21 protein-coding genes are annotated in these 24,316 nt (G+C 71.7%); 12 read left to right on the top strand and 9 right to left on the bottom strand.

Annotated features, from left to right (window positions below):
* The first annotated feature begins 35 nt into the window (after positions 1 to 35).
* Positions 36 to 1,454 carry a type VII secretion protein EccB gene (eccB, locus tag ABZX61_RS38155; RefSeq protein ID WP_350733945.1) on the top strand — a complete coding sequence of 473 codons (1,419 nt, stop codon included), beginning with the start codon at positions 36 to 38 and terminating at the stop codon, positions 1,452 to 1,454.
* Here eccB and ABZX61_RS38150 read toward each other — a convergent pair.
* Genes ABZX61_RS38150 through ABZX61_RS38140 form a run of 3 tightly spaced genes read right to left on the bottom strand, consistent with a single transcriptional unit; the run spans position 1,448 to position 3,815 of the window.
* Positions 1,448 to 2,527: a transglycosylase SLT domain-containing protein gene (locus tag ABZX61_RS38150; protein ID WP_355201185.1), complete on the bottom strand. Its 1,080-nt coding sequence runs from the start codon at positions 2,525 to 2,527 to the stop codon at positions 1,448 to 1,450. The two genes, eccB and ABZX61_RS38150, sit on opposite strands and share 7 nt — an antisense overlap.
* Complete coding sequence (locus tag ABZX61_RS38145) at positions 2,524 to 2,799, bottom strand: hypothetical protein (protein WP_355201183.1); 276 nt, start codon at positions 2,797 to 2,799, stop codon at positions 2,524 to 2,526. The genes ABZX61_RS38150 and ABZX61_RS38145 overlap by 4 nt, the downstream gene beginning before the upstream one ends.
* A 14-nt stretch (positions 2,800 to 2,813) precedes the next feature.
* The gene (locus ABZX61_RS38140) at positions 2,814 to 3,815 is read right to left on the bottom strand and encodes a winged helix-turn-helix domain-containing protein (protein WP_350733940.1); all 1,002 of its coding nucleotides are present in this window, start codon (positions 3,813 to 3,815) and stop codon (positions 2,814 to 2,816) included.
* 451 nt (positions 3,816 to 4,266) lie between these two features.
* On the opposite strand from ABZX61_RS38140, the gene ABZX61_RS38135 reads away from it, so the two are divergent.
* Complete coding sequence (locus ABZX61_RS38135; protein ID WP_350733938.1) at positions 4,267 to 4,455, top strand: hypothetical protein; 189 nt, start codon at positions 4,267 to 4,269, stop codon at positions 4,453 to 4,455.
* Between the two features lie 83 nt (positions 4,456 to 4,538).
* On the opposite strand, the gene ABZX61_RS38130 is transcribed toward ABZX61_RS38135, so the two are convergent.
* Positions 4,539 to 5,963 carry a vanadium-dependent haloperoxidase gene (locus ABZX61_RS38130; RefSeq protein WP_355201182.1) on the bottom strand — a complete coding sequence of 475 codons (1,425 nt, stop codon included), beginning with the start codon at positions 5,961 to 5,963 and terminating at the stop codon, positions 4,539 to 4,541.
* 332 nt (positions 5,964 to 6,295) lie between these two features.
* Here ABZX61_RS38130 and ABZX61_RS38125 point away from each other — a divergent pair, with 332 nt between their 5' ends.
* Positions 6,296 to 8,635: a glycoside hydrolase family 3 N-terminal domain-containing protein gene (locus ABZX61_RS38125; RefSeq protein ID WP_355201180.1), complete on the top strand. Its 2,340-nt coding sequence runs from the start codon at positions 6,296 to 6,298 to the stop codon at positions 8,633 to 8,635.
* Here the strand turns inward: ABZX61_RS38125 and ABZX61_RS38120 are convergent.
* Positions 8,632 to 9,621, bottom strand: a complete 990-nt coding sequence (locus ABZX61_RS38120; RefSeq protein WP_355201178.1) for an endonuclease/exonuclease/phosphatase family protein — start codon at positions 9,619 to 9,621, stop codon at positions 8,632 to 8,634. The genes ABZX61_RS38125 and ABZX61_RS38120 overlap by 4 nt on opposite strands.
* A gap of 470 nt (positions 9,622 to 10,091) precedes the next feature.
* Here ABZX61_RS38120 and ABZX61_RS38115 point away from each other — a divergent pair, with 470 nt between their 5' ends.
* Positions 10,092 to 10,658: a sigma-70 family RNA polymerase sigma factor gene (locus ABZX61_RS38115; protein WP_355201176.1), complete on the top strand. Its 567-nt coding sequence runs from the start codon at positions 10,092 to 10,094 to the stop codon at positions 10,656 to 10,658.
* Positions 10,655 to 11,722 (top strand): CU044_5270 family protein, encoded by a 1,068-nt coding sequence (locus ABZX61_RS38110; protein WP_355201175.1) that lies wholly within the window; start codon positions 10,655 to 10,657, stop codon positions 11,720 to 11,722. Before ABZX61_RS38115 ends, ABZX61_RS38110 begins: the two co-directional genes overlap by 4 nt.
* Before the next feature lie 6 nt (positions 11,723 to 11,728).
* Here ABZX61_RS38110 and ABZX61_RS38105 read toward each other — a convergent pair whose 3' ends face one another.
* Both ABZX61_RS38105 and ABZX61_RS38100 read right to left on the bottom strand, forming a co-directional pair.
* Positions 11,729 to 12,196: a hypothetical protein gene (locus ABZX61_RS38105; protein WP_350733926.1), complete on the bottom strand. Its 468-nt coding sequence runs from the start codon at positions 12,194 to 12,196 to the stop codon at positions 11,729 to 11,731.
* Between the two features lie 61 nt (positions 12,197 to 12,257).
* Positions 12,258 to 13,010, bottom strand: a complete 753-nt coding sequence (locus tag ABZX61_RS38100; protein WP_355201174.1) for a SpoIIE family protein phosphatase — start codon at positions 13,008 to 13,010, stop codon at positions 12,258 to 12,260.
* A 280-nt stretch (positions 13,011 to 13,290) separates the two neighbouring features.
* Here ABZX61_RS38100 and ABZX61_RS38095 point away from each other — a divergent pair, with 280 nt between their 5' ends.
* The 4 genes from ABZX61_RS38095 to ABZX61_RS38080 all read left to right on the top strand — a co-directional run bounded on the left by ABZX61_RS38095 (position 13,291) and on the right by ABZX61_RS38080 (position 17,470).
* Positions 13,291 to 14,445: a hypothetical protein gene (locus ABZX61_RS38095; RefSeq protein ID WP_355201172.1), complete on the top strand. Its 1,155-nt coding sequence runs from the start codon at positions 13,291 to 13,293 to the stop codon at positions 14,443 to 14,445.
* A gap of 49 nt (positions 14,446 to 14,494) precedes the next feature.
* Complete coding sequence (locus ABZX61_RS38090; protein WP_355201170.1) at positions 14,495 to 15,634, top strand: hypothetical protein; 1,140 nt, start codon at positions 14,495 to 14,497, stop codon at positions 15,632 to 15,634.
* Positions 15,631 to 16,314 (top strand): response regulator, encoded by a 684-nt coding sequence (locus ABZX61_RS38085; protein WP_355201169.1) that lies wholly within the window; start codon positions 15,631 to 15,633, stop codon positions 16,312 to 16,314. The genes ABZX61_RS38090 and ABZX61_RS38085 overlap by 4 nt, the downstream gene beginning before the upstream one ends.
* 97 nt (positions 16,315 to 16,411) lie before the next feature.
* Positions 16,412 to 17,470 carry a TauD/TfdA family dioxygenase gene (locus ABZX61_RS38080; protein ID WP_355201167.1) on the top strand — a complete coding sequence of 353 codons (1,059 nt, stop codon included), beginning with the start codon at positions 16,412 to 16,414 and terminating at the stop codon, positions 17,468 to 17,470.
* Here the strand turns inward: ABZX61_RS38080 and ABZX61_RS38075 are convergent.
* On the bottom strand, positions 17,467 to 18,087 hold the full coding sequence (locus tag ABZX61_RS38075; protein ID WP_355201165.1) for a Uma2 family endonuclease: 621 nt from the start codon (positions 18,085 to 18,087) through the stop codon (positions 17,467 to 17,469). The two genes, ABZX61_RS38080 and ABZX61_RS38075, sit on opposite strands and share 4 nt — an antisense overlap.
* A 278-nt stretch (positions 18,088 to 18,365) precedes the next feature.
* On the opposite strand from ABZX61_RS38075, the gene ABZX61_RS38070 reads away from it, so the two are divergent.
* A complete protein-coding gene (locus tag ABZX61_RS38070) occupies positions 18,366 to 19,034 on the top strand; it encodes a lytic polysaccharide monooxygenase (protein WP_355201164.1) in 669 nt (222 codons plus the stop codon).
* A gap of 7 nt (positions 19,035 to 19,041) precedes the next feature.
* On the opposite strand, the gene ABZX61_RS38065 is transcribed toward ABZX61_RS38070, so the two are convergent.
* Positions 19,042 to 20,319: a substrate-binding domain-containing protein gene (locus ABZX61_RS38065; protein ID WP_355201163.1), complete on the bottom strand. Its 1,278-nt coding sequence runs from the start codon at positions 20,317 to 20,319 to the stop codon at positions 19,042 to 19,044.
* Between the two features lie 459 nt (positions 20,320 to 20,778).
* Here ABZX61_RS38065 and ABZX61_RS38060 point away from each other — a divergent pair, with 459 nt between their 5' ends.
* The gene (locus ABZX61_RS38060) at positions 20,779 to 22,677 is read left to right on the top strand and encodes a primary-amine oxidase (RefSeq protein ID WP_355201162.1); all 1,899 of its coding nucleotides are present in this window, start codon (positions 20,779 to 20,781) and stop codon (positions 22,675 to 22,677) included.
* 14 nt (positions 22,678 to 22,691) lie between these two features.
* Positions 22,692 to 24,314, top strand: a complete 1,623-nt coding sequence (locus tag ABZX61_RS38055) for an ABC transporter substrate-binding protein (protein WP_355201160.1) — start codon at positions 22,692 to 22,694, stop codon at positions 24,312 to 24,314.
* Positions 24,315 to 24,316 lie beyond the last annotated feature (2 nt).

Below are 24,316 nucleotides of genomic sequence, written 5' to 3'. Positions count from 1 at the left end.
TAAGTAGGGGAGTCATGTGATCCAAGGGGCGGGAGTTGCACAGCCAGCGCGACCTTTATCAGGCGTACCGCCTCACCGTTCAGCGGATCGGCCTGGCGCTCCTGCGGGCCCAGCCGAACCAGCCCGAATGGCCGCTCCGCCGCCAGAACATCGGCTTCCTCGCCGGCATCATGGTCGCGGTCCTGCTCTGCGTCGGCTTCGCGGTCTTCGGCCTGCTGCGCCCGGGCGGCACGAAGGCGCTGGAGGAGCCCGGCACGCTGATCATCGAGCGCGAGACCGGCGCCAGGTTCGTCTACAGCCAGGAGCAGCGCCGGCTCATCCCCGTCGCCAACTACGCCTCCGCCCGCCTCGTGCTCGCCTCCCAGGACGTCAAGGAGCGCGTCGTCGCGCGGGAGGCGCTGGCCAAGTACGAGCGCGGCGCCCTCATCGGCATCCCCGAGGCCCCCGACTCGCTGCCCGGCCCCGCGAACCTGGCCCGCGGCCCCTGGGCGGCCTGCGTCCAGGAGCGCGCCGAACCGACCGGGCGCAAGCCGTACGTGACGCTGGTCGCCGGGCGCGACCTCGGCGGCACGCCGCTCGCGGAGGGGAACGCGCTGCTGGTCGACGTGGGCGGCCAGCGGTGGGCGATCTGGCGGGGCGCCCGCATGCGCGTCCCCACCGGCATCGCCCGCGGGCTCACCTCGGCCGTCCCCGCCGCCGTGCCCGTGGCCTGGCTGAACGCGCTGCCCGAAGGGCCCGACCTGGCCGCGCCCGACGTCCGCGGGCGCGGCCGGCCGGTGGCGGGGCCCGGGGGCAGGACGGCGGCCGTGGGGCAGGTCTTCCGCGCGGGCGGCGTGGCCGGCGGCGAGGACCGCTGGTACGTGCTGCTGGACGACGGACTGGCCCCCATCACGCAGACCCAGGCCACGCTGCTGCTGAGCGACCCCGACAGCAGGGCGGCCTACGGCGGCGGCGCGGTCAGGGAGATCGCCGTCGACGCGGCCTCCGCCAACGCCGCCCCCCACTCGCGGACCGCCGTCCCCGCCGACGGCCTGCCCGCGGTCATGCCACGCATGACCGCCTACGACCCGGCCGGTGCCATCTGCGTCGTCTACGCCGACACGGGCACCGGATCCACCCGCGTCCGGCTCACCACCGGCGCCAAGCTGCCCGAGCCGCGCGGCGACGCCACCGACCTGGTACGCCTGCCGCCGGGCAGGGCGGTGCTGGCCGGCGTCCTGCCCGGCGACGGGCAACTGAACGCGGTCCAGTCCTACTACCTGGTCACCGCCGAGGGCCGCCGCTACGCCGTGCCCGGCACCGACGTGCTGGCCAAGCTCGGCTACGCCCCCGGCCAGGCCACCCCGGTGCCCGCCAACGTGCTCCAGCTCATCCCCGAAGGGCCGGTGCTCGACCCGGCCAGGGCCGCCAAGCCCGTGCTCGAAGGGAGGGGGCAGCAGGCCGCGGGTCAGTAGCCGCGGTAGCTGCCGCCGGTCTTCATCCCGACCACGCCGGGCACGTTCGAGACCGAGCCGTAGGTCGCGATGGCGTACCGGACGCCTGCGATGATGTTGTCCACCGGGTTCCAGACGTTGTCGTGTCCCGGCAGCTTCCACCGCTGGAAGGTGGGGTCGATCGTCTGCATCAGCCCCTTGGACGGCGTGCCTCTGGCCGCGTTGGAGTCCCAGGTGTTGATGCTGTTCGGATTGCCGCCGGACTCGTGCCGGATGATCGTGTAGATGTCGTTGACGTTCATCTTCTCGACCGGGTAGCCGTTGGCCTTGAGGATCTCGATGGCCTGGCTGATCCAGCCGGCGATCTCCGCTGGAGGAGCGGGCCCGCCGCCGGGCGGGGGCGGGCCGCTGGTGCCGTACCCGCCGAACCCGGCGCCCGACGAGCCCGTGGTCGCGGCCAGCGCGGTCGTGCCCGGGCCCTGCTGCGCGGGCGACCAGCCGAGCGGCTTGCCCGCGCGGGGGGCGAAGGGTTGCGCGTCCGGCTCGCCCAGCTCGGCGGCGACGTCCGGGATCGTGCCGAGCGCCTTCTGGATCTTTCCCGCCGTGTCGGACAGGACCGTGCCGGTGTCGGCGACGAGCTGCTGCAGCGTGCCGCGAGCCTGGTCGAGCGCGGGTTTCAGGCTCTGGGTGACCTGCTCCTCGGTGGGCCGCGGCTCGCGGCCCCGCACCTCCTGCGCGGCGGCGGCGTAGGCGTGGCAGGTCTCCAGCGCCCGCGACTCTGCCGAGCGCAGGGTGCTCGCGGCGGCGTCGAGGTGGCCCGCGCACTCCTGCAGCGCCTGCCGCAGCCCGTCGCCGCAGCGCACCACCTGGCCCATGTAGCCGGTGAACGCGTCCGCGCTGCCGCCCTGCCACGCGCCGCCCACGCCGGCGGTCGCGGTGCGAATCGCCTCGCTGTGCCGCTGACCGGTGCCGGCGGCGGTGCGCCAGGCGTTCGCCGACGCGGCGATCCCGCCCGGGTCGCCGATCACCTTGGCGGCCAGCTCGGCCAGCTCCGCGCCACCAGGCGCGGCTCTGACCTCGTCGAGCGGGCTCATGCTCGAACCGCGCCGCCATCGGCCTCGATGACCGTGCTCCGGACGGCGTCGAGCGTGCGCTCGACCGCCTCCAGCCGGCCGCCCAGGGTCCTCGCCGCCAGCTCGGAGACCCGTGCCAGGTCGGCCGCCGCCGTGGCCATGGCCGCGGATCCGGACACGTTCCCGAACGCCGTCGCGCCCGGCGCCTGGCCCTTGATCCCCGAGAACGCGCCGGACGCCGCACCGGCCGCCTCGGCGCACGTGGCCAGCGCGTCGCGCTGGAACTTGAGCATTCCGCTCCTTCCCGTCAACGCCGGAACAGCTCCAGCAGTTCGTCCGCCCGATGGGTGCGGGCGATCCACACCTCGCGCCCGCGGCGCTCGCGCGTGATCAGCCGCCCGGCCCGCAGCCGGTCGCAGTGGTACGTGAGGCCGCTGGGCGCGATCTTCATGTCCGTGGCCAGCATCGACATGGTCATGGGCTGGTCGAGCGCGCACAGCAGGTCCGCGCGGACCGGCCCCACGAGCGCCGACAGCTCGTCCACCGCCGGCGCGAGGGGCTTGCGCCACAACGAGTCCGCCCCGCGCACGGGGTAGGCGATCCACACCGCCTCCGGGCTGTCCATGCTGAGGATCAGGGCATCCTTGCCGGCCAGCATCGGCACCAGGACGATCTTGCGGTCACCCAGCTCGAACGTGCCGGGTTCGAGGTCCGGGACGAGCAGGCCGTGCTCGCCGTACACGAGGCGGTCGCTGAGCGCGCCGAGCAGCAGCTCCGGGCCGCCGCGCACGGTGGCGACGCCGACCCGTTCGATCTCCCTGTCCAGCAGCGGGCGGCCGCGCTTCCACAGGGGCTCGGTGGTGTTCCAGACGTCGGCCAAGGCGCCGGCGTAGCCGAGCAGCCAGCGGGCCGGCCGCTCGGCGGCCGCCCGCCAGTGCGCGGGCAGCGGCCCCGGGCCGAACGCCTGCTCGAGGTCCCTGATCAGGTGGTCAGGGGGCGTGTCGTGCAGGGCGCTGATCTGGGCCTGCATGGAGACGTCCTGGCCGATGGGCGTGTGCGGCACCAGGATGTCCGGCGCGACGGAGTGGCCGGGTGCGGCCAGCGGGCGTACGGCCTCGTGGCCCAGCGGGCCGACGCGCGAGCTGATCGCCCGCCGCCAGAGCTCGGGCAGGCCGCGGCGGCGGCCGGCGAGGGCGTCGGCGATCATGGCGAGGACGGTCAGGTTGGGCGAGACGGAGATATAGAGCTGAGGAGTGGAGCTCACGCGCAGCTCGCTCCACACCTTGGTGCGTGTTACTTGGGCCCCCACAGGTAGGACTGTAGACAGGGAAGACATCTCCGGAGGAATGCTTCGAGAATGCTCGAAACGTCCGCAAGCGGGATGATCAACTTCTACGTGATGCGAACGCTCCGGCTTTCCGGGACGCGCGTCCGCCGCTCTGGGGTCACGTTCATGATGTGTCCTCTTTGTGGTGCTGTGCTGTGATTTATCGAGAACTTACGCCCCTCCACTAACTTCTCACTTAAAAGGCTCTAACAGACACTTGTCCATCACTGGCCACTGGTGCGCCCTGAGGGTCGGCAATCTTGCGCCCCGGGTCAAGAGATCGCCTCCTGTGAGTGGGTTCTTCCAACCTCCCTCGTCCCCGGCCCAGTGGCCGGGTCGCCCCTCGGGATGCAAGGCTTCCCGCATCCGCCCCGGTCCTCCTGCGAACGGGTGGCCGGGGTGGAATCCCCGCAGGGCACTGGAAGGAGTGCGTATGAGTCAAGTCGCCGGCCGCGTCGAGGCCAAGCGGATCAACGACCACGTGGAGCTCATTCACGTCGACAACCCGGACGCGGTGTTGGAAGTACCGCGCCGCGACTGGGAGTCGTTCACCACGGCGGTCAAGGCGGGCTCGTTCGACCTCGAGACGCTCAACCGGTTGGCCCAGGAGAACGTGGCCTGACGTCCCGCCGCACGAAGAGGCGCCCGCTCTCAGCGCAGTGGAGCGGGCGCCTCCGTGGTGGTGCGTCTGTCATGGGGCGGACGTCAGCCGCGGCCGGTCCAGTACGCCTTGGCGCGGTCCCAGGCCGCCGTGCCGACCGCGCGGCCGAGGGCGCGGCCCTGCAGGTCACCCAGGCGGAAGTGGATGCCGCCGTACCGGCGCGACATCCCGGCCTCGTCGGCCGCGGCGGTGAACGTGGGCCAGCGCAACGTCACGTCCTGCGCCGGCGTCACCCCGGGCTCCACCAGCGACGAGCCCTTCGCCACCACGGCCTGCCCGCCGAACGCGTCGCCGCCGGTGAAGCGCTTGAGCACCTCGGCCGCCGCCCCGCTGAACGTGCTGTGCCCCGAGACGTACTCGGCGAACGGCGGCGTCGGGAACGTCGGCACCTGGAACGGCACCCACGTGGCCCCGTCGATCGTCCGGCCGCCCCACGTCGGGATCTGCTGCCCCTTGTACAGGAACCGGATCGCGGTGATCGGGCGGCCCGAGTCGTGGTCGCGCTTGACCTCCCACGAGGCGATCCCGGCGTCCATGACCGAGTTGGCCAGCGCGAAGAACAGCTTCACGTCCTGGTCGAGACCGTAGTGGTCGCGCGCCGAGATCTGCTGCGCGAACAGGCTCCAGTGGCCGGGCGGCGTCTCGCTGCTGGGGCCGTCGGCCCAGTATTCGGCGATCGACTTCTGCCGGTCGGTCAGCGCGGCCGTGATGGACACGATCTCGGCGGCCTGCGTGCGGAAGCCGGACGAGCCGTAGGCGTACGGCGGGGGCACGGCGTCGGCGAGGCCGCGGGCGGTGCCGCTGAAGGAGGCCACCTGGCCCCAGTGCGGCGCGAGGAACGGCGGCGTGACCGTCGCCCCGGCCCGGTTGACGAACGTCAGCGGCGCCCACCGGCCGGGATCGTTGAGCGAGGTCAGCGGGTCGGCCACCACCACGGGGGCGTTGACGGGCGAGTAGCCGGTGGTGTCGGCGTAGCCGCCGAGCTGGTTGGAGCCGTCGGTGTGGCGGTAGTCGAGCACCGCCTGGCACGCGGTGACGCCGGTCTGCGCCGGGACGCTCGACGTGTCGGCCGGGTCGTAGCCCAGGTCGGTCATCAGCGCGTCGAACGTGGCCCGCTGCGCCGGATAGAGGTCGACCGCCGCCAGGTGGGCGGCGAAGCTGACGGCCTTGGCCTTGTTCGCATCGGTGCGCTCCGCCGCGGGCCGCCGCAGCGAGCCGCCCAGCCGGGTGCCGACGGCGACCGCGTCGTAGGCGGCCCACGCGTCGTAGGCGCAGGTGTGCACGATTGCCAGCGCCCTGGCCACGAGCGGCGGCCCCAGCGTGCCGGTGCGCACCGCGGTGAGCAGCGTCTGGTTCCACCGGACGACCACGTCGGGACCCGTGGCCTGGGCGGGTAAGGCGGGCAGGACGAGCGCGGCGGCGCTCACCAGCGCGAGCGCGGCCACGCGTAAGGATCTCAGAACGGGCAAGGCATTCCCTTCGCTGTCGGCGGCCCCGGGGGTGTCCCGGGGCATGACGACGATTCCACGCTCGAACACATTTTCGGGCTAGCCTTCTGGTGACAGTCGCCTGCCGTTGCGGTGACCCTCGCTCGATCTTTTCCGAGCGCGTCCTGGGGTGCTGACCTGGCCAGTGTGCCTGCGCGGGAGCGTGGCCGGATTTCTCGCAATTTTGCTTGATAACGCTGTAGTCCGAAAGTTTCGGCGAGCTATCGAAATATTCTTGACGGCTTTTGCGGTGGGCACCTAGAGTCCGAATTCAATGATCGGAATGAGCTTTCGAAGGTTTCAGAAGGAAGGCCATGACATCAGTGAACGCGCCGGGTCTGGCACCCTGGCGGGACAGCGCGCGGACGGTCGGCGAACGGGTCGAGTCCCTCCTCGCGGAGATGACGCTGGAGGAGAAGGTCGCGCAGCTCGGCTCCGTCTGGCTGCAGAACGGGCCCGAGCACGGCAACGTGGCGCCCATGCAGGACCGCTTCGACAAGACCGAAGGTCTGGACGAGCAGCTGGCCCACGGGCTCGGGCACCTCACCCGCGTGTACGGCACCGCCCCGCTGTCCGCCGCCGAGGGCGCGGCCCGGCTGCGCAAGCTCCAGGAGCTGGTGGTCACGTCGAACCGGCTCGGCATCCCGGCCATCGCCCACGAGGAGTGCCTGACCGGGTTCGCGACGTTCGGGGCGACCGCGTACCCGACGCCGCTGGCCTGGGCGGCCACGTTCGACCCGGAGCTCGTCGAGCGCATGGCCGCGGCCATCGGCGGCGACCTGCGGGCCGCGGGCGTGCACCAGGGCCTGTCGCCGGTGCTCGACGTCGTACGCGACTACCGCTGGGGGCGGGTCGAGGAGTCCCTGGGCGAGGACCCGTACCTGGTGGGCCGGATCGGCGCGGCCTACGTGCGCGGGCTGGAAAACGCCGGGATCATCGCCACTTTGAAGCACTTCGCCGGGTACGGGGCCTCGCGGGCGGCCCGCAACCACGCCCCCGTCAGCATCGGGCCGCGCGAGCTCGCCGACGTGATCCTCCCGCCGTTCGAGGTCGCGCTGCACGAGGGCGGCGCGCGTTCGGTGATGTGCTCCTACACCGACCTCGACGGCGTGCCGGTCGGGGCGAGTGCCGACCTGCTGCGGCGGCTGCTGCGGGATGAGCTGGGGTTCGACGGGACCGTGGTGTCCGACTACTGGTCCGTCCCGTTCCTCGCCTCCACGCACCGGGTGGCCGAGGACGACGCCGCGGCCGGGGAGGTGGCGCTGCGGGCGGGCGTCGACGTGGAGCTGCCCGAGACGGTGTCGTACGGCGCGCACCTGGTCGCGAAGGTCCGCGCGGGCCACGTCGAGGAGGCGCTGGTCGACGAGTCGGTACGCCGGGTCCTGCGCCAGAAGATCGAGCTCGGCCTGCTGGACGGCGGCCCGCTCGTCCCCGACGGCGCGGACGACGTCGATCTGGACAGCCCGCGCAACCGCGGGATAGCCGCCGAGATCGCGGAACGTTCCATCGTGCTCCTGAGCAACCCCGACGGCCTGCTGCCGATCGGCCCCGGCACGACCGCCCGGCTCGCCGTCATCGGGCCGTGCGCCGACGACCCGCGCACCCTCATGGGCTGCTACGCCTTCCCCAACCACGTGCTCGACCGCTACCCGGAGCACGGCATGGGCCTGCCCATCCCGTCCATCAGGGAGAGCCTCGCGCTGGAGTTCCCCTACGCCGAGGTGCGCCACTGCCTCGGCGCCGAGGTGTCGGGCGACGACGCGTCGGGGATCCCCGGGGCCGCCGAGGTCGCGGCCGAGGCGGATCTCGCGCTCGTGTTCGTCGGCGACCGGGCCGGACTGTTCGGCGGGGGCACGTCGGGCGAGGGCTGCGACGCGGCCGACCTGCGGCTTCCCGGACTCCAGCCCGACCTGGTCGAAGCGGTCCTCGCGACCGGCACGCCGACCGTGCTCGTCGTGGTCTCGGGCCGGCCGTACGCGCTCGGCGCCTACAAGGATCGGGTGGCCGCGCTGGTCCAGGCGTTCTTCCCCGGCGTGGAGGGCGCGGCCGCGGTGGCGGGCGTGCTGAGCGGGCGGGTCAACCCGTCGGGGCGGCTGCCGGTGCAGATCCCCGGCACGCCGCCGATCAGCCCGTCCACCTACCTCCAGCCGCCCCTGGGGAGGAGGGCGGAAGGCATCACGGTGCTGGACCCCACGCCGGCGTACGCCTTCGGGCACGGCCTGTCGTACTCGGCCGTCGAGTACGTGGCCATGACGACGGACGCGGCCGAGTGCCCCACCGACGGCTCGGTCGAGGCCCTGGTGAAGGTGCGCAACACCGGTGCCAGGCCGGCGGAGGAGGTCGTGCAGCTCTACGCCTCCGACCCGGTCGCGCAGGTCGCCAGGCCCGTCGTGCAGCTCATCGGGTTCGCCAGGGTGGCGCTGGAGCCGGGGGAGGAGCGGGCGGTGGCGTTCGGCGTGCCCGCGGACGCGTTCTCGTACACCGGTCCTGACCTGCGGCGCATCGTCGAGCCTGGGACGATCGTGCTGTCCGCCGGGCCCTCCGCCGAGGACCTGCCGCTGCGGGCCGCCGTCCGGCTCACCGGCGAGACCGTCGTGCTCGGCTCGAAGCGGCGGCTCACCACCTGCGAGACGCCGGCCCGCCGGGCCGGTTAGGGCAGGCGCAGCTCGGCGAAGACACCGCGGTGGTCGGTCCTGGGCACGTCCACGATCTCGACCCGGTTCACGGCCACCCGCCGGTCGGCCAGGACGTGGTCGATGGAGATGACGGGCGGCACGGCCCGGCCGTTCGGCCAGGTCGGGATCAGGCCCTTGCCCACCTGGTCGGCCGCGTCCACGTAACCGCGGTCGAGCAGGTCGCGGAAGGCACGGTGGTCGAGGCTGGCGTTGAAGTCGCCGGCCAGCACCCGGATCGCCGACGGCGAGGCCGGGGGCAGCGCGCGCAGGGAGGCCTTCCACTCCGCCTCCATGCGCCCGAGCGGCGGATTGGGGTGGATGGCCACGAACTCGACCTTGCCGCCGCCGGGCAGCGCCACGGTGGCGGCGGGCATGTTGTGGCCGATCGGGGTGAACAGGCCGGTCAGCTCCGTCACCGGATGCTTGGAGAAGATGCCGCTGCCGGTGGCGCCGAAGTCGGCCTGCAGCACCCGGTAAGGCAGGAGCTGCTTCAGCCCGGCCGCGTCCAGGCGCTCGACCTCGGCCGGGGTGAGCTCCAGGGCGCTGAACACCTCGACGTCGAACCTGCGTACCAGGTCGACGACGGTCTGCGCGTCACCGCGGCCGAACAGGTTGACCGACAGCACCCGCAGCGGCGCGCCCTTCGCGGGCGGCTGCTCAGCACTGAAGGCCCGCGGCGTCACGACCGACACCAGCACCGCGCAGACGAGGGCCGCGGCGAGCGCGGCCGGGCGGTTGCGCCTGAGCAGGGACAGGATCGCGGTCAGCGCCGCCAGCCCGGCCCCGATGGGGGTCACGGTCATGAGCTGGGTCACGAACGAGCCGCCCTCCATGCCGGCGACCCTGATGACGGCCCACAGGGCCAGCAGCGCGACGACCGTCCACGCGAGCCACCGCCTGCGCCGCTTTCCGGGAGCAGGGGAGCCGCCCTCCTTGGCCCGCCCGGTCTCCACCGTTGTGCTCACACTCCGCCGTCCCGTCCGCGCGTCGTTCCACTGCTTGAACCTTAAACCGCCTTGCGGCGGCTCGCGCTGGGTCCACAGCTCGCTCTCAGGGTTCGGCGTCGGCGGAGGTCAGCGCTTGTGGCCCACCCCGGCGTACATCCAGGTCGCCGGGTCGGCGAAGAGCGGCGTGCGGTGCCACTCCGAGACCGCCACGAGCCCCGGCTCCACCAGGTCGAACCCGTCGAAGGAGCGGGAGATCCGCCCCCGTCCCGGGCGTCCGGCGCCTGCGCGACCTCGTGGGTGTCGCCCTGGGTCAGGATGCCCGTGCCGAGGTCCGGCGGTCGGCCACGTAGACGCGGGCCGAATGCGGGACATCGGGGTTGATGCCGTGCGGTACGGTCACGCTCACGATCTTGAGCCGGGGATGTAAGAAACCCTTCCTTCGGACCACATACGCCATGAAAGACGTGATCCCGACCGAAGGAACGGGCTTGCCCAACCGACATGAGCGCTTCACCGTGCTCTACAACACCTACCAAGCGCGGGTGTACGGCTATGCGGCCGGCCGAGCCGGGCACCAACTCGCGGAGGAAGTGGTCAGCGAGACCTTCCTGGTCGCCTGGCGGCGTCTCGACGACATCCCCGACCAGGCACAGCTGCAATGGCTCTTCCGCGTCGCCCGCAACATCCTGCGCGACAACTTCCGGCAGGCCGCCCGCCGCGAATCCCTGGAGGCCGAGCTGCGCACGTGGATCACGGAGGCCGTCGCCGACGTGGGCGAACACGCCACCGAGCGGCTCACCGTGCTCCGCGCGCTGGCCACCCTGTCCGACGACGACAAGGAGATCCTGACCCTGACCACCTGGCACGGCCTGTCCACCGCCGAAGCGGCCCAGGTGCTGGGCTGCACCAGAGCCGCCTTCTTCGTCCGGCTGCATCGGGCGCGCCGCCGGCTGCAGTCGGCGGTCGACGCCCCGGACACCACCGACACTACCGACACCACCGACACCGCCACATCCCGAAAGCCCGTGACCGTTCCAGGGAGGGGACCCCGATGAGCCGTAAGCCCGACGCGATGCGCCTGCTCACCATGGCGCGACCGGCCTCGCTGGACCGCGGATCGAGCGTGTCCGCCGACGACCTGCTGGTCAAGGCGGCCGCCGAGGCGCCGGCGGAGCCCGGCCGCAGGCGGCCGCGCCTCTTGACCGCCTTCCGGCTCGCCTCCGTCGCGACGGCCGTCGCGGTCGCGGCCGTCGTCCTGGTCCGGAGCGAGGGCGCTACGCCTTCCCTGGAGCCCGCCCGTACGGTGCTGCTCGCCGCCGCGGATCGCATCGAGAACGCGAACCCGGCGACCGGCCGGTACTGGCACACCATCGGTCAGAGCATGGCTGTCGGGGCGGAAGCACAGGCGCCCGCCGGCATGGAGCCTCGATTGGTCGACTACCGGGTCACGTGCACCCACGAGGTCTGGATGGCGAAGTCGGGTCGGGATCCCAGCTGGCTCGTGGTCACCGCCCAGTCAGGGAAGCCGCTCACCGAGGCCGACGAGGAGACCTGGCGGCGGCAGGGAGCGTACCGGCTCGGCGGTTGCGAGGGGCCCGGCGTTCCCGGTGTGGGAGGTGTGGTGCCGTCGCCGCCGTTCGCCGTACGACTCGACGACGAGCTCGCTCCTGAAGTCTCTTATCCCCAGGTGGGATCCACCCACGTCACCACGAAGGAGGTCATGAACCTGCCGACCGACGTGGCGAAGCTCCGGCAGGTGCTCCAGGGGTGGACCCGGAGAAGTGGTCAGCGGGCCGACGACGAGTCCCTGTACACGCAGGCCACCAGCCTGCTCTCGCAACTTCCGACGACTCCCCGGCTGCGGGCCGCGCTCTACCGCGTGCTGGCGGACGTGCCGCGCATGCGGAACACCGGGGCGACCACCGACCCGATCGGACGCGCCGGGACGGGCATCGAGCTGTCGGGCAGCGGCCGGCGGATCGTCATCGACGAGATCTCGGGCCGCCTGCTGGCCGCGGAGGAACGGGGCGAACACGCACTGACCTCGTGGACCGCCCTGACCGCCTCCGGCTGGACGGACGCGAGACCGGCGCTTCCGACCAGGATCATCGGCCCATGAGCGCGGCTATGAGGCCAGCAGGTCGAAGTGGAAGCCGATCAAGAACAGCCCCAGGGACGCCCACCGCGCCGCCGGAGCGAACTTGGGATGCTGGAGCGCGTAGCCGATGACGCCCGCCAGCCCGCCGCTCACGCTGCCGACCGCCAGCACGAGCCCGTACCGCAGCTGGGAGTCATTGCCCATCGGCCCGGTGACGACGACCGTGAACGCCGCCGCGATCATCCCTGCGAAAAGGCCGACGATGAACGGGCGCACGGTGATCCGGGCGGCCATGAACCCCACCAGGCGTTCACCGTACCGGGCGAGCTTCTCCACCCCGACCAGGTCGATGATGACCACGGTGCCGGCGACGAACGAGAGGATCTTTCCGGTGCGTCCCCACCACAGCATCGGGACGCCGAACAGGTCGGAGCCGATGGTGGGCCTGCCCTGGAGCCACAGCTGCCACGCGTCGAAGTAGCTGATGTCCGCCACAACCGGAGCGTAGAAGCCTCCGGGATCTCTGCCTAGCCGGATCCCGGCCCGGGCAGACGTCTCAGGCGGTGGCGTAGTCGGCGATGATCACCGTGGCGTCGTCCTTGGGGTCGGCCGCGGCCATCTCGTCGTACAGCCGGTCCAGGCACGCGCTCGGCGACATCCCCCCGGTGACCAGCTCCTTCATGCGCGCCGCCCCCAGCGCCCTGATCGCGCCGCTCGTGACCACCACGACGCGGTCGCCAGGACGGAGCGGAACGGCGCCGACCTCGGGGTTGAGCTCTGAGGGTAAGCCGATCCCGCGTAACGGCGGGCCGTCGCCGAAGGAGTGCGACGTGGTGAGCGGCTGGGGTCGCCCGCCCTTCGGGCAGTGCCAGATCGCGCCGTCGCCGACGTGCGCGAAGCGCAGGCGCGGGCTCTCGCCCGGTTCGAGGACGATCACGTCCAGGCTGGTGACCAGGGCGGACCCCGCGCCGCCGCGCAGGGACGCGGTCCGCACGGCGCGATGCGCCGCCTGTGCGCACTCGTCCAGGTTCTCCTGGTACTTCGGCCTGGCGCCGACCACGGCGCCCAGGGCCAGGGCCGCGGCCGCGTGGGCCGCCCCGCCGCCGGCCGCGCCGCGGGCCGCTGCGACCAGCCGCTCCTGGATGACGTACGCGTCCGACGGCCGCCCGCGCGAGCCCTCGTACGTGCCCCCCACCGCCACCAGGCGCGGCCGGGCCACCGGCATGCCGGGCGGCCAGTTCCCCCGGCGGCCGCGGGCCGTCATCACCGACAGGCAGCCGACCAGGATCGAGATCACCAGCAAGGTCATGAGGTCCCCTCTCATCGCATCGTCGCGACCCGCAGCCCAGTACACGCGCTGCCGAGCGGACGCGACTGACGGCTGATCGGCCGTCGTAGCGAATGACGGCCGATCAGCCGTCGTGCCGCAGGACGCGCGGGGAGCGAGGGTGCGGAGAGGCGGTCAACACCGCGAGCAGAGCCGGCACGAGGGAAATGACGATGCGATCCATGTCTCCACCCGGCGCCACACAGACACTCTTACGTTATTGTGAAGCCCGTCTTGTGCTGTCATCGCGAGCGGGCGGCTCATGTCTCTCCCCGGTTCCACGAGATACGACTCCGCGACCAGGCACATGGAGCGGACCATCGCGCGCACCGGTGCGGGGGCACGGGGTGTGGTGGGGTTCGTGGCGATCGTCGCCGCGACCCTCGGCGCCGTTCCACCGGTGTCCGTCGCCTGGCTGGCGCCCGCGCTCGCGGTCGACCTGGTGTGGACAGGGCTGTTCCTGTGGGTGGCCTGGCGCGGCCGGCGGCTTCCGGCCTGGCTGGTGGCCGGTGACGCGGTCATCACCGTCGCCCTCTGCCTCGCGCAGGGCCATCTCGTCGGCGGGGCCGCGCTCGAGGGCGGGTCGAGCTGGATCGCGGGGCTGGTCACGATGACCATCGTCGTATCGGGGGTCACGTGGCGGCCGTGGGTGGCCGTGTCCGTCGGGCTCGTCGTGGCGGGGGCGTACCTGGCCGGGATGCGGCTGGCGGCCCCGTACCAGGAGGTGGCCGGCACACTGGGGATCCACCTCGTGCAGATCCTCTGCATCGCGCTGCTGATGACACTGCTGCGCCGCTCCGCCGCCTCGGCGGACGCGTTCCTGCGGGAGAGCGCGCGCGCCGAGATCGCGCTCATCGTCGAGCGGCTGCGCCGCGAGGACGAGCTGCGCCAGGTCGGCAGCGTCCACGAGACATCGCTGCACACGCTGACGATGGTCGGGCTGGGCACGTACGACAAGCCCTCGCCCACCCTGCGCCGGCAGGCGGTGGCCGACCTGGCGGCGCTGGAGAAGCTGCGCGACCGGCCGAGCGCCGAGTCCGCGCCCATCGCCCTGGACGCCCTGCTCGACGAGGTGGCCGGGCGGGTGACGGGGCTGGACGTCCGCAGGCGGCTGACGCCGGAGACGGTGCCGGGGGAGGTCGCGGAGCGGTTCGCCCGCGCGGTCACCGAGGCGCTGGCGAACGTGGCGCTGCACGCCGGGGTGCGCGAGGCCGAGCTGGTCTCCAGCCGGTCCGACGGCGAGATCAGGGTGGAGGTCGCGGACGCGGGAGGCGGCTTCGACATGGAACGGGTGCCGTCCGACAGGTTCGGCGTGCGCGGGTCGATCCTCGACACGATGCGCTCGCTCCCGAACGCGGGCGCCGACATCCGGTCCGGCGACCAGGGCACCCGGGTGAGCCTGTGGTGGCGGCCATGACCGGCGGCATCTGCGGCCCGGGGGGCGGCTCGCGGCGTTGGGGGCGGCCATGACCGATGACATCGAAGAGGTGGCGCAGCGGTACGCCCGCTACACCGCGATCGGCGCGGTCGTGATCACCGCGGTCTGGCACACCGGCTACGACCTCACCGTCACCGTCTCGGGCTGGCCGGCCTTCCGCTGGCCGTGGCTGGTGGCGGTGGCCTGGATCGCCTACACGGCGGTCGTCGTGATCGCGGCGCGATCGCTGGTCACGGCGTTCGAGGGGCCGGCCAGGGCCCGCGTGCTGGCCGCCGTCGTGCTGGCCGCGGACATCGCGGTGATCGTGTCCTGCCGCCCCGAGGACCTGCTCGGCCCCAGCGACTGGGGATGGGGCTCGGTGGGCTGGGTCGGCGTCCTGCTCCTGTGGAACCGGCCGGCCTGGCGGCGCGAGCTGATCGCGTTCCTCGCGCTCAACGCCGGGATCATGCTGACGGCGATGATCGTGACGGGGACCGACGACCGGGTCTCCATCGCCAAATACCTCATGGTCATGGTGGGGAGCATCACGCTTCAGCTCGGCTACGCGGCGGGCTGCCACACGCTGCGCGTCCGCGCCGAGGACGCCGCGCTGCTGGCCCGCCGGCTGGCCGCCGACGACGCCTGGCGGGAGTCCGCCCAGCGCATCCACGCCGACCGGATCCGCCGCTACGCCGCGATCCGTGACGTGGCGGAGACGCTGCTCGAACAGCTCGCCGACGGGGCCGACCCGGGGGATCCCCGCGTACGCGAGGACTGCACGGCCGGGGCCATGCGGCTGCGGCGGCTCATCACGGAGCGGGAGGACGTACCGGACGAGCTGGTTTCGGTGCTGCGCGAGCGCATCGACGCGGCCGAGCGGCGCCAGGTCCTGGTGACGGCGCCGCCGTTCGGGGAGCGCATGCCCGCGCTGCCGGACGGCGTACGGGAGGATCTGCTCAGAGCACCCGTACGGGCGCTGGACGGGGCGAGGTCGCGAGCCAGGGTCACGGTGTCCGCGATGTCCACAATGGTGAGCGTGGCCGTCGTGGCCGACAACGACGACCTGCCCGTCAGCGCCACCCCGGTACGGGAGCCGAGCGGGGTCGTCGTCACCTATCAGCGGCAGGGAGGGGAGGTATGGGTCAACAGCATCTGGGAGGGCCCGCCGGCGGAGCGGCGGGACGCGTGACGGTCGCCCTGGTGGAGGACCATCAGGTGGTGGTGGACGGCGTGAGGTCGTGGTTCGGGCCGCCGAGCCCGGTGGAGCTGGTCGCGCAGGGGCCGACCATCGAATCCGTACGGGGCGTGCAGGCCGACGTGCTCCTGCTGGATCTCAATCTCAACGGCACCATGGTCGTGGACCGGGTCGCCGAGCTGTGCGCGGGCGGCCAGCGGGTCATCGTCTTCTCCGAGCACGAGGAGCCGGAGACGGTGCGCGCGGTGCTGGACGCGGGGGCTTCGGCGTTCATCGGCAAGGGCCGGGCCACCCGGGAGTCCTGCCTGGAGACCATCCTGGAGGTGGCGGCCGACCGGCCGTCCGTCACGCCGCCCATGGCCCAGGCGATCGCCACGGACGAGGGCCCGCACCGGCCGCAGTTGTCCGACAAGGAGCGGGCGGCGCTGCTTTTCTGGTTCCAGTCGATGTCGAAGGCGTCGGTGGCGGCCAGGATGGGCATCAAGGAGCGCACCGTGCGCCAGTACATCGACCGCGCCAGGGTCAAGTACGCCGCCGCCGGCCGCCCCGCGCCGACCAAGGAGAAACTCCTCATCTGCGCCATCCAGGACGGGCTGGTCCAGCCGGACGAGGTGACCGTCTACACCTCACTGGCAGCCCGGGCGACGCCGTCCGACGAGTTCCGCCCTGGGTGAAGACGTTATGCCGTGGGCGATGCGGGGCTGCCCGGGGCGATCCGGAAGGGCAAGGTGATTCTCGAACGGTCTGCCGATCGAGAGGTGGTGTCACGCCATGGCGGTGGCGGAGGTGCTGGGCCCGGGGGAGTGGCTGGGGTCGGAGCTGAGAGGCGACGACAGCTGGCGGATCCGGCTCACGGAGGCCCACCGGCAGGAGGTGCTCGCCGCCGTGCATGCGGTGGGGACCGAGGTCACGGAGGCACGCCGGCAGGAGGCGCTTGCGGCGGGGAGCGAGGTCACGGAGGCGCACCGGCGGGAAGTGCACGCAGCGGGGAGTGAGGTTACGGAGGCACGCCGGCAGGAAGTGCTTGCGGCGGGGAGCGAGGTGTCGCGAGAGAGCTTCCGGCTGCCGACGCTCGGCCCCGTCCTGCGCCGGGTGCGCGACGAGCTCACGCACGGCCGCGGCTTCGCGCTGATCCAGGGGGTGCCCGTCGAAGGGCTGAGCGAGCGCCAGTGCGAGACGGCCGCCCTCGGCCTCGCCTCCCACGTGGGCGGCATCGTCCCGCAGCCCCCGGAGGGAGCGCCGCTGATGCACGTACGCGACACCGGCGCCGACCCGTCCCATGCGCGGACCAAGAGCTACCAGCACAGCGGCCGGCTCGGCTACCACAGCGACCCGACCGATGTCGTGGCCCTGCTCTGCGTCCGCCCGGCGAAATCCGGCGGGCTCAGCGCCGTCGTCAGCTCCGTGGCGGTGCACAACGAGGTCGTGCGCACCCGGCCTGACCTGGCCGAGGTCCTCTACGAGCCGTGGTGGCACGACCGCCGCACCGGCGACGGCCCCGACAGCTTCTACACCAAGCCGATCTGCGCGGCTCGCCCTGAGGGTGGGGTGTCCATCGCGTACGGCCCCGACTACCTACGCTCTGCCCAGCGCGGCGCCACCGTGCCGCCCTTCACCCGGGCGCAGGAGGAGGCCATGTCCCTCCTCGACGACCTGACCAACGATCCCCGCTTCACGCTCACCATGGATTTCCGGCCCGGCGACCTGCAGTTTCTCAACAACCACGTGACCCTGCACAGCCGCACCGCCTACGAGGACCACCCCGAGCCGTCCCGCCGCCGCCACTTACTCCGCCTCTGGCTCACCACCGCTCCAGGTGGGCGCCGTTAGTCGCCTACCAGTTCGGCAGGGTCGAAACTAACCGGGAACGGCGTCGTCAGGCTTACGACGGTACCGGCCTTGTAGTCAACTGGCGGGTCATAGCTGTTGCCGTTGAGTTCGTGGACGTAGAGTGTGGGCCCTTCATCTGTCTCGATCCGCCAATAGCTGGGGATGCCCGCAGCCGCATACTGATGCGTTTTGAGGATCATGTCCTTCGTCTTGGTGCTCGGGCTGGCCACCTCCGCCGCGAGCAGGATCTCTTCGGGCGAGAACATGAGAGGGTCGGTGTGTATCGAGTCTTTGGGCACGACGACAAGGTCAGGGATGTAGGAGTCCTTGTCGCTGATCCGGAGATTGACTGTCGAGAGGACCTTCAGCTCAGGCGGCGCTGCACCGGCGAGGATGAGCAGTAGTTGGGTGACAGCAAGTTGGTGCAGCTTAGAGGGGGCAGGGCTTGCCAGTAGGCTCCCGTTGAAGAGCTCGTAGCGGTTCCCGTCGTCGGGGAACTCGAGCAGGTCGTCGACCGTGTACGGCGGCGCAGGAAGGACAATCTCGCGCCTCGTGGTCGGTTCGGTCGTCGCCATTGCGGTCACCCACCAAGTATCGGGAACCTTGCCCTCGCTCACGTGCTACTTCCCCCATTCTCATCACTTTTAGTTCTGGGTCGATCGCATATTGCTACATCCCCTCCGGATCGGACATAACTGAAAGTTTCAGTCAATCTGCCGGGTTGGTGGGAAAGCCCTTTCCGCTGCTCATCCGGCACGCCGACCTGGGTGTGCGGAGCGATGACCATGAGCTGACATAGCCCGTCATTTGTGTGTACTTGCGGGGTCAGATACGGTCGCGTCGCGGAGTGCTCCCCTTTCCCGGAACCCCCCGACCGGAACACGGAGATCGCACTATGCCCCAAGCCGGACCCCACCGCTGGGCGCGGCGCGCCCTCGCGGTGCTGCTGACAACGGCGATGATCTTCGCCGTCCCCCTGGCCGAGTCCGCCTCGGCACACGGCTCGGTCGTCGACCCCGCCTCCCGCAACTACGGCTGCTGGCTGCGCTGGGGCAACGACTTCCAGAACCCCGCCATGCAGCAGCAGGACCCCATGTGCTGGCAGGCGTGGCAGGACAACACCAACGCCATGTGGAACTGGAACGGCCTCTACCGCAACGGGGTCGCCGGCAACCATGAGGCGGTCATCCCCAACGGCCAGTTGTGCAGCGCCGGCCTGACCGAAGGCGGCCGCTACCGCTCCATGGACAAGCCAGGGGCCTGGACGATGGCGAACCTCACCGGCAGCACCTTCAACATCCGCCTGAACGACCAGGCCAGGCATGGTGCGGACTACATCAGGGTCTACATCACCCGCCAGGGCTACAACGCCCTCACCACGCCCCTGGGCTGGAACCACCTGGAGCTGGTCCGCACGACCCCCAAGTACGCGCCCGGTGACGTGTACATGATCAACAACATCAGCAAGGGCTCGCGCACCGGCCGTCACGTGATCTACACGATCTGGCAGGCCTCGCACATGGACCAGTCGTTCTACTTCTGCAGCGACGTCAACTTCGGCTGAGCCGCTGCTACGGGCGGGGGCGGGTCGAGGCGCGGATGGAGAGCTCTATCGGGTGTACGCGCTCCGTGCCCAGGGGCGCGGCCCCGGACAGCAGCTCGAACAGCAACTCCGCGCAACTCGCCCCCGCCTCCTTCGGTCGCAGGTCGATCGCGGTGATCGGCGGATCGGACTGGCGGGTGGCGGCGCTGTCGACGCACGAGGCGAGCAGCACGTTCACGCCGGCCTCCCGCAGCAGCGGCGCCACCTCGGTCGCCGCCCCGGCCGGCGCACACACCAGGGCATCCAAAGGCCCATCCCCGCCCCGCCCCAAGGCCGCCCCCGCCTCATCCAGCCCCTGACCGGCGTCCCGGCTGATGGACCGGCCATCACCCCGCTCGACCCCACGGCCGGCTGGACGGTCGTCGCCCTGCTCGGCCCTTCGGTCGGTTGGACGGTCGTCGTTCTGCTCAGACCTTCGGCCGGTGGAGCGTCCGTCGCCTTGCTCGGCGCTTCGGCCGGTGGAGCGGTCGTCGTCCTGCTCAGCCCCTAGGCCGGCGCCTCGGCCGGAACCCCCGGCGGCGTCGAGGAGGGCGCGGGCGGCGGCACGGACCTCGTCGCCCGAGGCGTCGAAGGACACCCGTCGCACCAGCGGCACCACCCCGTGTGCCGCGCACCACTTCAGGTAGCCCCGGTGCACGCTGGCCGCCCAGTCGCTCTCGTCCCCGGCCACGATGAGCGCCGGCCGTGACGCGCCCGACTCGCGCAGGTGGTCGAGGAGGCGGCCCAGCATCGAGGCGTGTTCCGACCACACCACGCCGTCCGCCTGCCGGGAGCCGGGGAAGCGTTCGCACGAGACCGTCGGCAGGCCCGTCGCCATCAGGCTCTCCACCACGGGGTCGCCTCCCAGCGGGTCCCCGAGCACGAGGCCGTCCACGCGCGGCGGCCGTGAGCGGCGCTGGCCGGACGTGATCAGCGTGACGTCGTAGTCATGCCGCGCCGCCTGCTCCACCACGCCGAACACGAACGACATGTAGTACGAGGAGCGGGTCAGGACCTCGGGAACGTGCAGGCCGATGGTGCCGGTGCTGGCCTTGCGCAGGTGCCTGGCCGAGCCGTTGGGCACGTAGCCGAGCCGCTCGGCGACCTGCGCGACCGCCTCCCGGGTGCGCTCCGAAACTCGCCCGGAGCCGCGCAGCGCGTCGGAGGCCGTCGTCTTCGACACCCCCGCCTCCCTGGCGACGGTGAGGATCGTGACCGGCTCCTCCGTGCGCACGCCTGCCCGCTCTCGCCCCTCGTCTGCTCGCACGCCCCGATGCTAGCGGCCCTGATCGCCCACTTCCGCCGAGCGAGCCGCCGCGCCCCCACCGGACCGCCCGACGGTCTCCGCGTCTCGCGCGCAGCGGGGCCCTCCGGCGGTTCGGCGTTTCCAGTGTGGCGGGCCTTCCGGTGGTTCGGCGTTTCCAGTGTGGCGGGCCTTCCGGTGGTTCGGCGTTTCCAGTGTGGCGGTGTCCTTCGGTGGTCTCGGCGCTTCGCGTGCGGCGGCGCCCTTCGACGGTCTGCGCGTCTCATGAGGTGCCGGGCCGTCCGGTGTTCTCTCTCGTCGGGTGGCGCGACCCAATGGGCGGGCGGAGGTCCGCGTGGGTGGTGGGGGCTTCGGTAAACGGTCTGTTTCGGGTGGCGCTTGGGTCTTGTCTCCGTCCGGGGGTCGCAACTAAGTTAGCCCAAACCTTGCCGGAACGTTCCGGCATCAGAAAGGGGCGGAACGTTGCACCTGACCACCGGGAAGCACCCCCACCCTCTCGACCCCCTCGCCGCGCAGGAGATCGACGAGGTCAGGCGGATCCTGATGCAGGAGGGCCTGCTGACCGACACGGTGCGGGTGTCCTACCTCGGCCTCGAGGAGCCGCCGAAGGGCGAGGTCCTGGCGTACGAGCCGGGCGCCCCCGTCGGACGCCGGGCCCGCGCGTTCCTCCTGGACCTGGCCACCGAGACGGCCGAGGACGTGATCGTGTCGATCGGCGCGGCCACGGTCGAGGAGCGCAGGCCCATCGACCCGGTCACCGACGGCCAGGTGCCCATGCTGGACGAGGAGCACGCCCTGGTCAGGCGGGTGCTGCGGGAGGACCCGGCCTGGGCCGAGGCGCTGCGGCGCCGGGGGATCGAGGACCCGGCGGGCGTCTACCTGGCCGCGCTGAGCGCGGGCAACTTCGGCCTCCCCAAGGAGAAGGGCCGGCGGGTGGCGAGGGTGCTGGCGCACCTGATGCCCACGCCGGAGAGCCTCCCGTGGGCCCACCCCGTGGACGGCCTGGTCGCGTACGTGGACCTGGTCAAGGGCGAGGTCATGGAGATCGTGGACACCGGCCCCCAGCCGATCCCCGCCGAGCCCGGCGACTACCACCTGGGCCCGCACCGGACCACGCAGAAGCCCATCCACATCACCCAGCCCGACGGCCCCAGCTTCACGGTCGACGGCCCCCTGGTCACCTGGGAGAAGTGGAGCCTGCGCCTCGGCTACGACATGCGCGAAGGGCTCACCCTGCACCAGATCGGCTTCGAGGACGACGGCCGCGTCAGGCCGATCGTCTACCGGGCGTCGGTGGCGGAGATGCTGGTCCCGTACGGCGACCCGAGCCCGATCCGGTTCTGGCAGAACTACTTCGACACCGGCGAGTACCAGCTCGGCAAGCTGGCCAACTCCCTGGAGCTCGGCTGCGACTGTCTCGGCGAGATCACCTACTTCGACGCCGTCGTGACGGACGGGGCCGGCGTGCCCAAGGTGATCGCGAACGCGATCTGCATGCACGAAGAGGACTACGGCGTGCTGTGGAAGCACACCGATCCGGCCAACGGCTCCAGGGAGACCCGCAGGCAGCGGCGCCTGGTGATCTCGTTCTTCGTCACGGTGGGCAACTACGACTACGGCTTCTACTGGTACCTCTACCTCGACGGGACCATCGAGCTGGAGGTCAAGGCCACCGGCATCGTCTTCACCGGCGCCTACGACGACCGCGCCGCGCCCTACAGCTCGGAGGTCGCGCCGGGGCTGGCGGCGCCGTACCACCAGCACCTTTTCAGCGCCCGGCTGGACATGACGGTGGACGGCGTGGCGAACGCGGTCGACGAGGTGGAGGCGGTCGCGGTCGAGAGCCCGTACCGCAACGCCTTCGGCCGCGCCGTGAAGCGGCTGCGCACCGAGGGGGAGGGGCGGCGCGACGCCGACCTCGCCAGGGAGCGCACCTGGCATGTCGTCAACCCCGACGTGCGCAACCGCCTCGGCCGCCCGGTCGGCTACGCCCTGTACCCCGAGGGCAAGCCGGCCCTGCTCGCGCACCCGGAGTCGTCCATCAGCAGGCGGGCCGAGTTCGCGACCAGGCATCTGTGGGTGACGCGGTACCATCCCGCAGAGCGCTATCCTGCCGGTGACCTGGTCAACCAGCATCCCGGCGGCGCGGGCCTGCCCACCTACACCAGGGCCGACCGCGACATCGACGGGCAGGACATCGTGCTGTGGCACACGTTCGGCCTGACACATTTCCCCCGCACGGAGGACTGGCCGATCATGCCGGTCGACACGTGCGGCTTCGTACTCAAGCCGGTCGGGTTCTTCGACCGCAACCCCACGCTCGACGTCCCGCCGAGCGCCGCCGAACGTTCCTGCCACTAGAGGAGAAGAGGCCCATGCGTCCCATACGCCTGGCCTGCGGTGTCATGGCAGCCCTGCTGGCCTCGGCCTGCGCCGCCACCGGAACGACCACCACCCCCGCCACAGCCCCCGACCAGCCCAATCCGACCGGTTACCTCGCCACAGCCGACCCGTCGCTCCCCACCGGTGGCACGCTCAACCTGGCCGTGCACATCGACAGCGGCGCCGCCACCGGGTACGACCCGCAGCTCGCCGACGTCGCCACCACCTGGCAGCTGCTCTCGCTGTCCTACGAGACGCTGGTCACGGTGGGCCCCGACTTCAGCGTGCAGCCCATGCTGGCCGAGAAGTGGGACACCCCCGACCCCAAGACGTACGTCTTCCACCTGCGCGACGGCGTCACCTTCTCCAACGGCCGCGAGATGACGGCCGACGACGTGGTGGGCAGCCTGAAGCGGCTGCTGGCCTCCAAGTCGGTCTGGCGCGGCCAGCTCGGCCCGGTCAAGTCGGTCGCCAAGGACGGCGACCGCGCGGTCAAGGTCACCCTGAGCGAGCCGTACACGCCGTTCCTGGCCGCCCTCGCCAACATCCCCGCCGCCGTCCTGCCCATGAAGGAGATCGACGACAAGTCGGTCGACCCTGCCAAGACGCTGCTCGGCACCGGCCCGTACGTGGTGGAGAACCACCGCCAGGACGTGTCGTGGACCTTCAAGCGCAACGACAAGTACTGGTCCAAGGGCAAGCCGGCCGCCGACGCCGTCAACGTGACGATCGCCCCCGAGGAGGCCGCGCGCATCGCCGCCCTGCAGAACGGCAGCGCCGCCCTGGCCACGCTGGGCAACGTCGACTCGGCGACCATGCTGGCCGGGGCGAAGAACGTCCAGGTCGTCACCCAGGCCACCACGGACTTCTACTACCTCATGCTCAACACCCAGGCGGCCGGCTCCAAGTTCGCCGACCCGAGGGTGCGCCAGGCCGTCGCCATCGCGCTCGACCCGAAGCAGATCGCCGACGTGGCGCTCGGCGGCAAGGGCAAGCCGACGGCCGTCACCCCGGCCGGCCTGCCGGGCGCGTGCGACCCGGCCGCGCTGCCGTCGGCGTCCAAGAGCGTGGACGAGGCGAAGAAGCTGCTGGCCGACGCGGGCGCCCAGAACCTGACGTTCACGCTCAGCATCTTCTCCACCGAGCCAGCCCCGGCGGTCGCCCAGGTGATCCAGCAGAACCTCCAGCAGGCCGGCATCACCATGAAGATCGAGCAGCTGGACGAGGCGAGCTGGTCGGGCAAGGTGTACGGCAAGGCGCCCGCCGAGTTCGACGCCGCGATGTCCTGGTTCGCCGGTTACGCCGACCCCGGCATGGTCACCAAGTGGTGGAACCCGGAGACGGCCGGCTTCAACGTCGGCTTCATGAAGCCGGACAAGGAGCTGAACACCCTCATCGACGCGGCCGGCAAGGAGCCCGCGGGAGCCGCCCGCGACAAGGCGCTGGCGGCCGTCTGCGCCAAGGCCGACACCGACGCGCAGATGATCCCGCTGGTCACCCGCCCGGCCACGATCGCGTTCCGGACCGACGCGCTCAGCCCCAGCCTGTACGCCACCGAGGGGTACGGCAACGTGCTGCGCCTGATCGCCGACGCCCGCGTGAAGAAGACCCAGTAACC

Origin of the sequence: Nonomuraea sp. NPDC003709 (assembly GCF_040610775.1) — a bacterium.
Lineage (GTDB): Bacteria > Actinomycetota > Actinomycetes > Streptosporangiales > Streptosporangiaceae > Nonomuraea > Nonomuraea angiospora_A.
Note: the sequence above shows the minus strand (reverse complement) of the source record. Positions and strands in the feature narration are given on the sequence as shown.

What these genes read in the sequence shown, in the direction of transcription:
- ABZX61_RS38090 (WP_355201170.1), top strand. Translation starts at nt 14,495, where the DNA reads ATGACCGATGACATCGAAGAGGTGGCGCAGCGGTACGCCCGCTACACC.
- ABZX61_RS38100 (WP_355201174.1), bottom strand. Translation starts at nt 13,010, where the DNA reads ATGACCTTGCTGGTGATCTCGATCCTGGTCGGCTGCCTGTCGGTGATG.
- ABZX61_RS38110 (WP_355201175.1), top strand. Translation starts at nt 10,655, where the DNA reads ATGAGCCGTAAGCCCGACGCGATGCGCCTGCTCACCATGGCGCGACCG.
- ABZX61_RS38150 (WP_355201185.1), bottom strand. Translation starts at nt 2,527, where the DNA reads ATGAGCCCGCTCGACGAGGTCAGAGCCGCGCCTGGTGGCGCGGAGCTG.
- ABZX61_RS38135 (WP_350733938.1), top strand. Translation starts at nt 4,267, where the DNA reads ATGAGTCAAGTCGCCGGCCGCGTCGAGGCCAAGCGGATCAACGACCAC.
- ABZX61_RS38055 (WP_355201160.1), top strand. Translation starts at nt 22,692, where the DNA reads ATGCGTCCCATACGCCTGGCCTGCGGTGTCATGGCAGCCCTGCTGGCC.
- ABZX61_RS38080 (WP_355201167.1), top strand. Translation starts at nt 16,412, where the DNA reads ATGGCGGTGGCGGAGGTGCTGGGCCCGGGGGAGTGGCTGGGGTCGGAG.
- ABZX61_RS38125 (WP_355201180.1), top strand. Translation starts at nt 6,296, where the DNA reads ATGACATCAGTGAACGCGCCGGGTCTGGCACCCTGGCGGGACAGCGCG.
- ABZX61_RS38070 (WP_355201164.1), top strand. Translation starts at nt 18,366, where the DNA reads ATGCCCCAAGCCGGACCCCACCGCTGGGCGCGGCGCGCCCTCGCGGTG.
- ABZX61_RS38095 (WP_355201172.1), top strand. Translation starts at nt 13,291, where the DNA reads ATGTCTCTCCCCGGTTCCACGAGATACGACTCCGCGACCAGGCACATG.
- ABZX61_RS38145 (WP_355201183.1), bottom strand. Translation starts at nt 2,799, where the DNA reads ATGCTCAAGTTCCAGCGCGACGCGCTGGCCACGTGCGCCGAGGCGGCC.